Origin of the sequence: Paenibacillus alkalitolerans, from assembly GCF_016482785.1 — a bacterium.
In the GTDB taxonomy this organism is placed as follows: Bacteria; Bacillota; Bacilli; order Paenibacillales; family YIM-B00363; genus Paenibacillus_AE; species Paenibacillus_AE alkalitolerans.
Genome location: NZ_JAEMXM010000041.1, coordinates 1 through 13,396, shown reverse-complemented (window position 1 = coordinate 13,396; position 13,396 = coordinate 1). Strand labels below are relative to the sequence as shown.

The window sequence follows — 13,396 nt, the reverse complement described above, 5'->3', positions numbered from 1 at the left end:
TGAACAACATCATTTGCACCCTGCTGTATACATTGATCGCCCCGTCTCCCGTTGTTTCGATGGGGAGGAAAATCGCATCGGGATATTTTTCGGTGATCAACGACTGTACTCCGTCCGACACGCCGGAAGACGGCATGCATCCGAACGGCTTGACGGAGATGGTCATATTCACTTTCCGTTTCTTCACGTTCAGGATCAGCTTCCCTACTTCCATATGACCCTCTCCGCCGCGAAGCTGGTTGTTATAATGGTCGTTGGCTATATTCGCGATTTCCTCCATGTCGGGCAGATGGTAATGGTGCAGGCCGATTGCTCTGGCGTATGTTTGGAACATGACCCGAAGGAAGCGGTCGGCCAACCACAGCATGCGCAGGAGCATATGCGGATTTTTCCCCTGTAAGCCGTGTTTGCCGGAGTCGGCTTGACGAAGGCTCATTCGTTTCAATGTATCGTACCGCCCCGCCCAAATGAGGTACAGAGTCCAAGCCTTAACAGACTGTACTTCCACTTCCGCGCCTTCACTTTCCAAAAACCGCTGCAGCTCGTAGTTGCCGTCCCCTTCGGTAGTCATCGCCCAAAACTCCCCGATGATGCTTACTTTCGGTTTTACTTGGGTGCGGTCGACCTTGACGGAGAGCAGTTCTTTTCGGCATTTCCGCAGAGCAGGCATCAAGAACTTTCTCCCGCTCAAGGCATCGTACAAATACTGCTTGCAGCGGTCCAGCGCGGCATCCGTTGAACCGGCTTCCACTTCATAAGGACGAATCCGGTAAGCCAACGCGTTCAGTATGTCCCCTAGAAGAACGGCCTTCAGAAGGCTGATAAAGAACGACGTATCCAGTTTCAACGCCGATTCTCCCCCGCTCGCTTGCTTCAACCCGCCCTTCTGCTGGAACAGGAGCACGCGAAATCCGTCAAATCCGGCATCGCGCAGCGCCTTCCGGTACTCGGTGACATACGTGCCGAAACGGCACGGACCGCAGGAACCGGCTGTAAAAAACAAATAGTTGCGGACGATTTCCTCTTTCGATTTGCCTTCAACATCGCGGAGGTGCGTCAAATATTTGATTAGATTGCCGACGGTGAAATACGTCGGGTTGCACTGCCCGCGATTGCCGAATTCTTTACCGTAGCGCAGCGATTCGTTATCCGGACAATCCAAGTGCTTCACCCGATATCCGAGCCCTTTCAACGCACCTTCCATCAAATAATCATGGGCCATCGTAAGCCCTCCGAACAGAAGGGTTGTCGTCTCTCTGTTCTTGGCCAAGAATTGGCGGGGGACCGGATCAAACCATTGGTTTCTTGCCTGATGCAGCCCCAAGGCTTGTTCCTGTTCCGCTTGATACTTCAACAGTTTTTCCTCAATTGTGGCATCGGTTTCGGCATTTTGTTTATTGACAGCCATCATTCACTACCTCCTTCCTTAAATTCGGTGCCGCTTCTTTGAATATGCCTCGAATCAGGATATCTTATACTTTTTTGGTTATTTATTTTGCGGCACCGGTGCCGCGCACGGACAAATCGGCCGTCATAAGCGAATTGTATGTTTTTTTAATGAGGAGACATATTATATTCGTTACTTTCAAAAATAGGCGGTGAAACCAATCGACTTCCAAATTCCTCCTCTGTTATATCATTGGATTGTTCGCCCGAAGTGGTTCACTAAAAGGTATATTCATGATCAAATTACGGCAAAATTTTCATTTGAAAATCGTTCTGTACTTGATTTTGGCTGCGGAACTGGGGCAAATTGCCGCATGGCTTCTCCCGGTTCGTATCTGGGGATTGACCCGGACAGCAAAAGAATTCGATATGCAAGCCATTTATTTCCGGATTACAACTTTCGTACTTTGGCTTCAAAAGAGCTGCCAGTGGAAAACAATACGATCGATTATGTATGGATTATTGCCGTGCTGCACCATATTCCTTCAGATTCAATCACTCATTATTTAAAGGAGTTTCAACGTGTTTTAAAAAATGACGGACAAATTATAATCATTGAACCTTTTCTTTCAGAAAAAACACCTTTGTGCAACCGGTTTATGAAATTGTTTGACCGAGGCAGCTACATTCGGGAAGAGAAAAGTTACCTGCAGTTGTTTGCTGAAAACCACTATTCTTGCAATATCCAAAAGAAATTTCGAAAATGCTTTTTATATAACGAGCTGTTTTTCTGTGCAAAACTTCAAACCCCTTTTCTGAACTGAAATTATCCATTATCAAACGTTTTCTTGAAATGTTAGTCAGAATTTTTACCCGTTAATCGATGCGCTGCCAAGCGTACAAAATACCACGCATGCATGCGTGGTATTTTGGAGGTGCGCATTAGTGATTGGAAATCATCATCTATGCAAAAGATTAACTCCCGAGTTTCACCTGAAACAGGGGAGTTGGTTGGTTCATTACTGTTTATACTGCGGTTCTTGCCTTTCAATCTCCTTCTGGCGCTGCTGCAATGTCTGCACAGTCTGATCCATTGTTTGAGCCAATTGCTGGAATTGATTCTTCATCTGTTGATTCTGTGTTTCAAGAGAAAACGTTTTAAGGCTCGCTGCCGCGCTTTGCACGCTCGCGATACATTGTTGTAATTGGGTCGCTACTGTCATTATGTGTTCACCTCCCTGGCTGCCTGTACTATTTTGACCCGCATGACTTTGCTTTATTTATTCCATTATTGGAAATTTAAGTTATTTATCCCTTAGATCGGAAGATCAGCGAAGCCATAAAACCGAATATGATCGCGGATGATATGCCTGCGCTGGTCACTTCGAATATACCGGTCACGACTCCGATCAAGCCGTATTTTTCAGCCTCGGCCAATGCTCCGTGAACCAATGCGTTGCCAAAGCTTGTAATCGGAACGGTCGCGCCCGCTCCGGCAAAATCAATTAACGGTTCGTACAGGTCCAATCCGTCCATGATCGCTCCGATGACAACCAATGTGCTGGTCGTATGCGCCGGTGTGAGCTTCAACACATCAAACATGAGCTGGCCGATCACGCAAATCAACCCGCCTACGACAAAAGCCCAGAAAAATATCATACGTGCTTCTTCCTTTCGATCGACACCGCATGGGCAATGGCCGGAATCGTTTCATTCTGCTGAAAGGTGATCGGAGAAAGCAGAGCTCCGGTCGCTACCATGAGAATCCGGTTTAAGTTCCCTGCGGCCATCTGCTTCATAATATGTCCGTAAAAGACGGTCGCCGAGCAGCCGGCCCCGCTTGCCCCGGCCTCCACCGGCTGGTCTTCCCGGTAAATCATGAGTCCGCAATCGCCCAACCGGTCTTGCGGCACATCCCATCCATGCTCCTTTAACAGGTCTGCGCAAATCCGATGGCCTACCCGCCCCAAATCTCCAGTCAGTATCAAATCAAAATGATTTGCATCCACATTCATATCGCGAAAATGCGCTTCAATGGTGTCCACCGCCGCAGGAGCCATCGCCGCGCCCATATTGAAAGGATCCTGGATCCCCATATCCACGACTCGCCCCATTGTTGCGGCGGTAATATGCGGACCGTTGCCTTCTTTGAAGATGAGTCCCGCACCGGCCCCCGTAACGGTCCATTGAGATGTGGGAGGCATCTGGCCGCCATATTCAGTCGGATATCTGAACTGCCGCTCCACCGCTGAATTATGGCTGGCAGTCCCCGCCAACACAACTTCGGCCTGCCCGGCGTCTACCATAAGAGCCGCTAATGCCAATCCCTCCATCGATGTCGAGCATGCACCAAATAATCCAATATAAGGCGATCCCACCGTTCTTGCGGAAAAACTGGAAGTGACAATCTGATTCATCAAATCCCCCGCCAGGAAAAATTGAACGTCTTCTTTTTTCATCCCCGCTTTAGCGATCGCCTTTTCGCACGCTTGCTCCAGCAGCTTTTTTTCCGCTTTCTCAAAACTGTCTTGACCAAGCCAAAAATCTTCGTGGAGAATATCGAAATCCGCGGCCAGGGGACCTTGAGCTTCGAACGGACCGCCCACGGCGGCGGAAGAAGCAATGACAGGGCGGTTAGGAAATACCCAGGTGCGTCCTTTTCTCACGGTTAGACGCCTCCCTGCAGCCAAGTGAGCCAAACGGTTTTTATCAATGCGACGACAAACGCGGAGAAGACGCCGAACACGATGACCGAACCGGCCAACTTGAACATGTTGCCGCCTACTCCGAGAACATAGCCTTCACTTCGATAATCAATGGCGGCGGAGGCGATCGTATTGGCAAAACCGGTAACCGGTATCGCGGATCCCGCTCCGGCCCATCGGCCGATATGATCGTACATGCCCAAACCCGTCAGCAAAATGGCGATAAATATGAGTGTGGCCACAGTTGGATCGCCGGCCGTCTTTTCCGTGAAGTCAAAGTAGGTCATATAAAACCAGGAAATGCATTGTCCTATCAGGCAAATCGTGCCGCCTACCAAGAATGCTTTGACGCAATTCCACAAGAGGGGACGGTGCGGCTCTCTCCCTTTGGCGAATACATGGTATTTTTGCTGCACCGACGTGAGTTTCTTTTTCTTTTTGTCCGACATGCTGTATCCTCCACTGCTCTATTTTGAATTGAATTTGTATGCGGATGCGCTATGGCAGCAGCAATGGTTTTAGTTCATCGCGTATCGATTTTATATCCGAAATGCATCGCCGATACATTTCTTTCGCCTGTTGATCCTCCGTTTCGAGTTCATAGGTCATCAAGTCCGCTTCCACTTGCTCCAGCTGCGCCGAGAGCAAAGCCCGCGTCGAGGGAGGCGGAATTTGCAAGACGTCGTCGAACAAATCTACATATAGATCGCCAGAGGGATCGACTTGTCCGATAACGACGTTTTCCGCTGAAATGCCGATTTTTTTCAATTCCGTTTGCAGCCAATCCCGATTCAATCCCAAATTCGACAAGCCTTCATCCAAAATATTTCCGTCCAAAATGACGGTCTGCGGGGCGGCGGCAGGCGAAACCGGTCGCCCGAAATCCGATGGAGTGATGGGCCGGCGTTCCGATTTCAGCAGCACATTCACTTCTCCGTCCGATTCCAGTACGGCAAACTCCGCATCCGCAATTTGAAACACACGCTTCGTTCGAAGCAGCCGCAAAAAATCCTCCGGCGACATGCGCGCATGCTTCAAGTTTTCCTCCATTATTTTACCGTGCTGTATGACGACAATTTCGCGCCCTTCGACCCAATCCCGAAACTGCTTGCTCTTCAAGATCAGGTAGTTCGTCAACAGCATGAGCGAGATCCATGTGGCCAGAGCCAAAATTCCGGGAACAAGCTCAATGAGATTGACCGAAATCCCTGCGGCAATGAACGCAATGACGATTGCCGCCGTTCGGTCCCATCCTGTCCGGCCTGTCAACCAGCGCCGTCCGAGCGCTCGGAAAATCAATATGGAAGAGGCAAATAAAACGGCTGATTGTACGATAACGACTAGAGATTCCGGCATCGGTGTCTCCCTTTCATCCTTGTGAATGTTTTAGAATCCCTTGTATTGCGGTTCTTGAAATTCCAGCGTCTGTATTCTTTTTTCGAGTTGGCCGACAATTTTTTCGCATACGGGAACTTGCTTCTGCCAAATACCCCTGGCCTCCCGGTTTTGAGCGGTCTGCGCGTACTGCGCAATCGTGGAATGAATGCCTTTCATGACCGCCAACGTTTGTTTCACTTGCGTGCTTACTGTCATCGCTGCATCTCCTTAGAGGATATTTGTTCCAAATATAGAAGTTGCGTATTGTGGGCAGTTTATAAACAATTACTGTATCTTTAAGGAGGGTCCATGTTGCGGTTCGTCATTCTCATCCTCTGCTCTCTTCTGGTATGCGGCGGTTGCGGGCAACAAGCAAAAACAGAAACAAAAGCCGCCTCGCAAGATCCGCAGTGCGTTCCAACCCCGGTTCGGAACTTTCAGACGGAACAGAAAGCAAAATCGTTATCCGAGCGAGTCGGCGGAATCGATCAAGCGGTTGCGGTTCATATTGACAAACAGATGATTGTGGCTCTTCAAGTCAGCAACTTTAACCGGCTAAGGCTCAAACCATTGAAGAAGCAAGTATCTCAACAGCTCAAATCAGCTTTTCCCGGCAATGAAATCCGGGTAACGACGGACAGCAAGATGTACAACGAATTGGAAAAACTGAGCAAGAAACCTTGGACGAATGAGCAAGAATCAGCCTGCAAGCAAAAGAAAAAACTGATGGACATCGAAAAAATGAGGGACTAGTAACGCAGCTTTTCGCATTTCCTTATATAATCAAGTTTCCCAATTTTTTCATTACTATTCGGATCTTCTGCCCGAAGAAAAAAAGCAGTCGCCCCCATAAACTGGGAGCACTGCTTTTTGAACGATATAGAATTTATAAGTTTTCTGCTACAACATGAAACGAGTAAATTCTATACCAAGAAAAACTTCCTCTACATCGCGGTCGCTCATCCTTGAGTGTACTTCGATAGAAGTTTTTCTTATTGAAATATTAACTCATGCATTTAAAAATACACGAAATAAATAACCGCCGCCAAAACAATGCGATAAACCGCGAACGGAACGAGTTTAATCTTGTTAATGAGCTTCAAGAAGAACTTGATGGAGATGAATGCAAACAAGAAAGCGCTGATAAAGCCTGCGATAAAGAAGGGCAGCGCCTCCAGCGAGAAATACTGCCAGTTTTTCAGCAACGACAGAGCGCTCGCGCCGAACATGATCGGAACGGCCATAATGAATGTAAAATCGGCTGCGGCACGGTGGCTCATGCCGAGCAGGACTCCCCCCGAGATGGTGGAACCCGAACGGGAGAAACCCGGCCACAACGAAAAACATTGAACGAGTCCGACGGTGAACGCTTGTTTATACGTGATTTTATCGACCGTGTCGACTTTTGGAACGGACGGGGCGAACCGGTCGGCCGCTATCATCAGAATTGCGCCAAGCACCAAGCCGATCAGCACCGTTGCGGTGGAAAACAGATGCTCGTCGATGTAATCCTCAAACAGAAATCCAAGAATGCCCGCGGGAAGCAAACCGACGATGACATGCGTCAGCTTCAGCCGCTTGTTGGACCGGTCGGCCGCTTCCCCTCCACGGCGACTCAACCCTAACAAGTCTATAAACCGGTCTCTAAACAAGATGACTACCGCTAAAATCGAACCGAGCTGAATGACCACTTTAAACGTATTTGCGACATATTTCGTTAAAAACCGTTCCGATTGAAGCCACATATCGTCCACGATCACCATGTGGCCGGTGGACGAAACGGGAGCAAATTCCGTCAGCCCTTCAACCATTCCCAAAATAATAGCTTTAATAATCAAAAATATATCCATTCTCTCTTCCCACTCCTTAAGATGTTCTCTTTCTGCGGATAAACACTGCGAGGAAACCGATAAGTCCGGCTCCAAGCAGCGCATAAGCAATAGTAGAATAAGTATCCATAAACCCGGTTATTTCTTCCCACGATTCTCCCAACGCTGCGCCGACCGAAACGAGAACAACATTCCAGATTAACGTTCCGATCGTCGAATAGAGCAGAAACAGAGGAGAATTCATCCTGGACATGCCTGCAGGGATCGAAATCAGACTTCTCACGAGCGGAACCATCCGGCAAAGCAAAACGGTCCAGTAGCCATACTTGTCGAACCAAGCATTTGCTTTGCGGATGTCTTCTTTCTTCACTCTGAGAACGTGTCCCCAACGGTCCACGATCTTTTCCAACCTGTCCGCGTCAAGGAGACGCCCGATACCGTACAGGATAACCGCTCCGGCAACGGAACCGGCGGTGGCTGCCGCGATGACGCCCTGAACCGTTAAATCCGTATAGGTCGTCATAAATCCGCCGAACGGAAGAATGATTTCAGAAGGGATCGGAGGAAACACATTTTCCAATGCGATCATCAAGAATATCCCGACATACCCGTACTGCTCCATAAAATCCGTAATCCAGCTTTGCATCTCTCTTGGCTCCTATCGATATTTTCTTTGTAAATTCCGCAAATATCTGTTGCGTATAAAGAAGAAGTACAGCACCTGCGCGGTGAAAAAGCTGATCAAGACGATTCCGGTCTCCGATGCGATCGATAGATAGAAGAGACTTTGCAGCGCCGCGAAGGCGAACACGCTATGGTTGACCGCAAAGCCGACCGGAACGAAAAACAGGAGCGACAACTGCCTTGTCACAATGGTGCGCAGCTCCTTGCCGGTTAAACCGAGCTTGGCGATCGCTTCATATTGGCGGCGGTCGTAATCCAAATCGGCATACAGACGGAAATAGAGGAAGCTTCCCGCCGCAATAAAGAACACCGCGCCGGTCAGCAGCGCAACGAACAGCATGATGCCGTATAAGTTCTTCTGGACGACATACAATGTGCCGCTGACCGCAATCGCATACGGCTCGTCCGATTCGTACCTTGTGACGCCGTTGCGTGCAAGATGCTCCGCCATCCCGAACGTCCGGGCGGCATCCCCGACGTAAAACCCCGTATAGCGGTCTGTCTTGGCCGGAGCGGCGATGCGGTCAAACATCAGGTCGCTAACGACTACACCGCCGAAGTCTCCGTAATTGCCGTCAAAGTCGGTTGCCAAGTAATCCGGTATCAGCACATGTTCCGTGTAGCCGGTCTCGCGTATAGCGACGCTGTTTTCTTGCAGAGTATATGTTACAAGACCGCGTTCGTCAGTGTAGCTTTTATCCCTTTGCGAACCGATCATGACCAACGCTTCGTTATCGGGTAGAGGCCGTTCATGAAACGGCAATCCCGCTTTCCCGATCGCTTCTTTATAACCCGAGAACGGAACTACGGGCAATAGGTCCGCGGTATCATAGGAGGTTGATGTTGCGATGCGGGCATATTTGACCGGAATCGTATGAGCTTCATATGCGATACCTTTTTCCTCCAGTTGATGTTCAATCTGCTCCAAGTGCCGCTGTTCGACCGTACTTCCGTCTTTGGCCATATAACCGATTGCCGACGGATAATCTTGATAGAAATCTTTCATTAACGTGTTGATCGAAGCGAATACGCCGACGGCGCAAAACGAAACCGCCGATACGATCGTCACCATGAAAAACATGCGGGCGTTATCCTTTAAACGGTAAGCAAGGGTGGAAACGGTTATGATGTTTGTCTTGTTTAAGAACAACGGCCGATGTTTCTTCAGCAGCTTGATGATTAGCCCGCCTAGCTGCGTGTAGAACAAATAGGTGCCGGCGATCGTCATGCCGGTTACCGGGAACATGCGAATAATTATCGAGGCTGAGGTGGCGGTCGCGGCTAAATAGTAGCCTGCGGCTAACAGCACGGCGGAAGCAATCGATAACGCGACGGACACTTTCGGTTCGGATTTCGGCTTGCGGCCCGCTTGAAACAGTTCAATCAGCTTGCTCGTCCGCACGTTGGCCGACGTATACTTTGAAATGACGGCAAACAACAGGATGAATGAGCCGATCGTGAGCGCCGGCGCCTGCCACGAAAGATGGAACGGCAGCGAGTCTATGCCGAGAAAGCTTGATCCGGCCATCAGAAACAGCTTCCCTGTCAATAATCCTGCGCAGATTCCGGTTACGATCGCACCGGTCCCGATCATCATATTTTCCAAGAAAACCATCCGGCCGAATTGGGATTTGGTCATTCCGAGCATGATTAATATTCCGAATTCTTGCTTGCGCGTATTTATGAAAGAACTGACCGAATACAACACGAAGAAGAACGAGAACAGATACATAATGCATTCGGCTGCGACGACCGCTTGAATCGCAACGGCGTAAATCATCCCTTGTTGGAGCTGCGGATTAAAAATAAACAGGGCGCATAGGAAGAAGATCATGACGGAAAATGCGCTGCTAAAGAAATACGCCGCATATGTCCGCTTATTGCGGACGACATTCCTATAAGCGAACTGTCGAAAGGTCATGACGGTTCCCTCCCAACAGCGACAGCATATCGATAATTTTTTGGAAGAAAGCCTGACGGCTGTCCCCCCGGTAAATCTCATTGTAAAATTTTCCGTCTTTAATGAAGAGTACACGGTCGCAGTAGCTTGCGGCAACCGCATCGTGCGTAACCATCAGTACGGTTGCCGCTTCTTGTTCCTTGATGGCCGCCAATGTTTGCATGACGTCGTTGGAGGCCTTGGAGTCCAAGTTTCCGGTCGGTTCATCCGCCAAGATGAGCGAAGGCTTGTGAATAATCGCCCGTGCGATCGCTGTCCGCTGCATTTGTCCGCCTGAAATTTCGTATGTTCGTTTCGTTAAAATATTTTCGATGCCAAGCTTTGCCGCAACATCATGCAGCTTCTTGTCCATCTCTTTGACGGGTACGCCGTCGAGCGTCAATGGAAGCACTATATTTTCTTCCACCGTTAATGCGTCGAGCAGGTTGAAATGTTGGAACACGAAGCCCAGTTCATGCCGGCGGAATAATGCGGTATCCGTTGCGTTCAACAGATGCGGATTTTTACCGTTAATCAGGACATCGCCGGAGGTAGGTTCGTCGATCGTCGCGATAACGTTTAACAACGTTGTTTTTCCGCTGCCCGACGGTCCCATTATGCCGGCAAATTGTCCTTTTTCCACCGAAAAGCGAACGTTGTCCAGCGCCTTATGCGATACTTTGCCTACGTATATTTTCGATAAATTGTTTACCTCCAGGACAGGCAATTGCGGCAACTCCTTATGTGATACTTTGTTGATTTGATTATATAGAACGTTTTTGCAGGGTTGCCATTGATGAAGCTTACATTGGCTTACACTTTTGTAAGCTCGAATAAGATGCGGACAACGGTGCCGCGGCCGGCCTCCGATTCCAGCTCCACCTGGTGGCCGAGCTTATCGCATATTTGTTTGACCAAATAAAGTCCCATTCCGGTCGACTCTTGAAAGTGGCGCCCGTTCTCGCCGGTAAAGTAAGGTTCGAAGACGCGGGGCAAGTCGCTCTTGGAAATTCCGACTCCTTCATCCCGTATTTCCAGCACGCTGTTCGTTGACGTATTGTATCCCCGCAAATAAATTTTCCCGTTGTCGCGGGCCGTGTAGCGGACCGCGTTCGTAATGAGTTGCGTCAACAAGAAGGACAGCCATTTCTCATCGGACGCTACCGTGATGGTTGTGTCGAATCGAATCGACGGGAAAACCCGTTTGCGGATGAACAGCCGCTTCTGTGCGGAAGCAACCGAGCGGACGACGGCTTCCAGATCGAGCGTTTCCACATACATATCGTGTTCGAACGATTCCAGTCGGGCCGTGTACAGCACGGTTTCGAGACCTTTCTTTAACCGGTCCACCTCGTCGCCTATCGCAGAAAAGCGAGGATCGTCCTCGTCTTGAATCATTAAGTGAATAACGGATATCGGCGTCTTCATTTGGTGAACCCATTGGTTGACGAACTGAATGTGAGCGCCTATTTTGTGCTTGTAATTTAGTAATTCCGTCTGATAATGGCGATAGTGGCTTAGTAACAGCTTCTGTAAGCTTTCGGCTATCGGAGACTGAGGCGAATCGACCGCAACTTCTTCCATGGAGAAAAGCGGATGCTCCAAGCGGCTATAAAAGGTTTTATTGTTTATGTAGCGAAATGCCAGATAGCCGATCAACACACTGCCGCTTAACAATACGGCATACATCATGATCGCGGCATTGCTATACCCGTCAAGCCAGTAAATTAGCGTAACCAAGAACAATTGAATCGAATAAATCCCGATAAGGGGAATGTGATCGCGAATAAACAGCTTCATCATTCGTCCCCCCAGTCCGCAATGAGCCTGTACCCTTGTCCGCGGATCGTTTGCAGGGCATTTTCGATATGCAGCAAAGCTAGTTTTTTACGGACGCGGGTAACGTACACGTTCAACGTATTGTCGTCAACGAACGCTTGATCGTCCCAAATTTTCTCCAGGAGCCTCTCCCTGCTTACGGTTTTCCCCGATTTTTTTATTAACTCGTCCAATATTTTCGCTTCCGTATGGCTGATGTCGATCGTTTCGCCGTTGAAGGAAATCGTCAGGCGCTCGACATTCAGCGTTAATCCCGCAACAGTCACGACCCTCTCATTTTGCGTGAGGGCATACGGGCCGTATGCCCGGCGCAAGTGGCTTCTAATTTTGGCGGCGGCGATTTCGTAATCGAACGGTTTCGTAATGTAATCGTCAGCCCCGTGTTCAAGCGCCATCACTTGGTCCATCTTGCTGTCGCGGGCGGAGATAAAAATAATCGGGCAGGTGGACACATTCCGAATTTGCCGGCACCAATAGTAGCCGTCGTATTTCGGCAAATTGACATCCAACAAGACGAGGTGGGGAGTGAATTGTTCGAACCGGGTCCGCACAGTTTCGAAGTTTTCGACGGATTGCGTTTCGTAACCGTATTTAAGCAGATGCTCTTCAAGCAAGCTGACGAGCTGTTTATCGTCTTCAACAATGAATATTTTGAACACTTCCCTCTCCCTTCCTCTAGCTGTGGTCCTTTTACTTCGATCGAAGCTATTCTTATTATCTCTCAAGGCAGTGAAGTAAAGCAAAAATAGCCTCGTAGACCGGGGCTCCACCATATAATGACCTACAACGAGCGCAGTTGGTCAGCATCAGTCATCTCGTACGCAGCGGTAATAATTATCTATTAAACAAACAAAGCAATTATCAGCAATCTCTAACGGCAACTTTTGCCGTTGATATGAGCAAACCTGTCAACTCCTTGAAGTGCAGTATCCCACGGGGTGCACTCCCTGCGGTTCCCCCCTTTACGAGCCTCTGCATCTTTGAACCTCAGTTCCTAAGACCTCCTCGACTTGCGTTTTGCATCCTCTTGCGTGTACTCTCCCTTAGCTTCAGATCGTGACCGTCTGATCTTCAGCTCCGATACCCTCCTCGACTTACGTTTTGCACCCTCTTGCGTGCACTCTCCCTAAGCTTCAGATCGAGACCGTCTGATCTTCAACTCCGATGCCCTCCTCGACTTGCGTTTTGCATCCTCTTGCGTGGACTCTCCCTTAGCTTCAGATCGTGACCGTCTGATCTTCAGCTCCGACACCCTCCTCGACTTACGTTTTGCACCCTCTTGCGTGCACTCTCCCTTAGCTTCAGATCGTGACCGTCTGATCTTCAACTCCGATGCCCTCCTCGACTTGCGTTTTGCATCCTCTTGCGTGCACTCTCCCTTAGCTTCAGATCGTGACCGTCTGATCTTCAGCTCCGATACCCTCCTCGACTTGCGTTTTGCATCCTCTTGCGCGCTCCCGTTGACTCAAAACCTGTAATTTTGTCCCTATTCTGAATTGAAATACAAACATTTGTTTGGTATAATCATCGTATGGAAACATACGTTTGGATGGTGACTAATTGTGGTTCTTTCTGAAGCCAACGCTGTTGATCAGTTTTTTTCGGAAGAAGATTGTATCGGTTATTTTTTCTCTATG

At 49.1% G+C, this 13,396-nt stretch carries 15 protein-coding genes; 2 read left to right on the top strand and 13 right to left on the bottom strand.

Going from position 1 to position 13,396, the window contains the following annotated elements:
* The coding region (locus JET16_RS29225; RefSeq protein WP_199624710.1) for a 2-hydroxyglutaryl-CoA dehydratase at positions 1-1,408 on the bottom strand (1,408 nt) is incomplete at its 3' end.
* A 190-nt stretch (positions 1,409-1,598) separates the two neighbouring features.
* Here JET16_RS29225 and JET16_RS29220 point away from each other — a divergent pair.
* Positions 1,599-2,210 (top strand): class I SAM-dependent methyltransferase, encoded by a 612-nt coding sequence (locus tag JET16_RS29220; RefSeq protein WP_199624707.1) that lies wholly within the window; start codon positions 1,599-1,601, stop codon positions 2,208-2,210.
* A gap of 195 nt (positions 2,211-2,405) precedes the next feature.
* Here the strand turns inward: JET16_RS29220 and JET16_RS29215 are convergent, their stop codons facing one another.
* From JET16_RS29215 to JET16_RS29190, 6 genes are all read right to left on the bottom strand, one after another.
* Positions 2,406-2,609 carry a DUF1657 domain-containing protein gene (locus tag JET16_RS29215; protein WP_199624704.1) on the bottom strand — a complete coding sequence of 68 codons (204 nt, stop codon included), beginning with the start codon at positions 2,607-2,609 and terminating at the stop codon, positions 2,406-2,408.
* Positions 2,610-2,694: 85 nt separating this feature from the next.
* Positions 2,695-3,045: a stage V sporulation protein AE gene (gene spoVAE, locus JET16_RS29210; RefSeq protein ID WP_199624702.1), complete on the bottom strand. Its 351-nt coding sequence runs from the start codon at positions 3,043-3,045 to the stop codon at positions 2,695-2,697.
* Entirely contained in the window at positions 3,042-4,052 is a 1,011-nt protein-coding gene (gene spoVAD / locus JET16_RS29205) for a stage V sporulation protein AD (RefSeq protein WP_199624700.1), read from the bottom strand. Before spoVAD ends, spoVAE begins: the two co-directional genes overlap by 4 nt.
* 2 nt (positions 4,053-4,054) lie before the next feature.
* Positions 4,055-4,540, bottom strand: coding sequence for a stage V sporulation protein AC (gene spoVAC / locus JET16_RS29200; protein WP_199624698.1), 486 nt, complete (start codon positions 4,538-4,540; stop codon positions 4,055-4,057).
* A 49-nt stretch (positions 4,541-4,589) separates the two neighbouring features.
* On the bottom strand, positions 4,590-5,447 hold the full coding sequence (locus JET16_RS29195; protein ID WP_199624697.1) for a DUF421 domain-containing protein: 858 nt from the start codon (positions 5,445-5,447) through the stop codon (positions 4,590-4,592).
* Between the two features lie 30 nt (positions 5,448-5,477).
* A complete protein-coding gene (locus tag JET16_RS29190; protein WP_199624696.1) occupies positions 5,478-5,684 on the bottom strand; it encodes a DUF1657 domain-containing protein in 207 nt (68 codons plus the stop codon).
* Between the two features lie 93 nt (positions 5,685-5,777).
* Here JET16_RS29190 and JET16_RS29185 point away from each other — a divergent pair, with 93 nt between their 5' ends.
* The gene (locus tag JET16_RS29185) at positions 5,778-6,221 is read left to right on the top strand and encodes a YhcN/YlaJ family sporulation lipoprotein (protein ID WP_233532438.1); all 444 of its coding nucleotides are present in this window, start codon (positions 5,778-5,780) and stop codon (positions 6,219-6,221) included.
* A 263-nt stretch (positions 6,222-6,484) separates the two neighbouring features.
* On the opposite strand, the gene JET16_RS29180 is transcribed toward JET16_RS29185, so the two are convergent.
* The 6 genes from JET16_RS29180 to JET16_RS29155 form a co-directional block, all read right to left on the bottom strand.
* Positions 6,485-7,318 (bottom strand): undecaprenyl-diphosphate phosphatase, encoded by an 834-nt coding sequence (locus JET16_RS29180; protein WP_199624695.1) that lies wholly within the window; start codon positions 7,316-7,318, stop codon positions 6,485-6,487.
* A gap of 16 nt (positions 7,319-7,334) precedes the next feature.
* A complete protein-coding gene (locus JET16_RS29175; protein ID WP_199624693.1) occupies positions 7,335-7,943 on the bottom strand; it encodes a DedA family protein in 609 nt (202 codons plus the stop codon).
* A 12-nt stretch (positions 7,944-7,955) separates the two neighbouring features.
* On the bottom strand, positions 7,956-9,902 hold the full coding sequence (locus JET16_RS29170) for an FtsX-like permease family protein (protein WP_199624691.1): 1,947 nt from the start codon (positions 9,900-9,902) through the stop codon (positions 7,956-7,958).
* On the bottom strand, positions 9,877-10,647 hold the full coding sequence (locus JET16_RS29165; RefSeq protein WP_199624689.1) for an ABC transporter ATP-binding protein: 771 nt from the start codon (positions 10,645-10,647) through the stop codon (positions 9,877-9,879). The genes JET16_RS29170 and JET16_RS29165 overlap by 26 nt, the downstream gene beginning before the upstream one ends.
* Before the next feature lie 86 nt (positions 10,648-10,733).
* Positions 10,734-11,720 carry a sensor histidine kinase gene (locus tag JET16_RS29160; protein WP_199624713.1) on the bottom strand — a complete coding sequence of 329 codons (987 nt, stop codon included), beginning with the start codon at positions 11,718-11,720 and terminating at the stop codon, positions 10,734-10,736.
* On the bottom strand, positions 11,720-12,418 hold the full coding sequence (locus tag JET16_RS29155; protein ID WP_199624687.1) for a response regulator transcription factor: 699 nt from the start codon (positions 12,416-12,418) through the stop codon (positions 11,720-11,722). The genes JET16_RS29160 and JET16_RS29155 overlap by 1 nt, the downstream gene beginning before the upstream one ends.
* Positions 12,419-13,396: the final 978 nt, after the last annotated feature.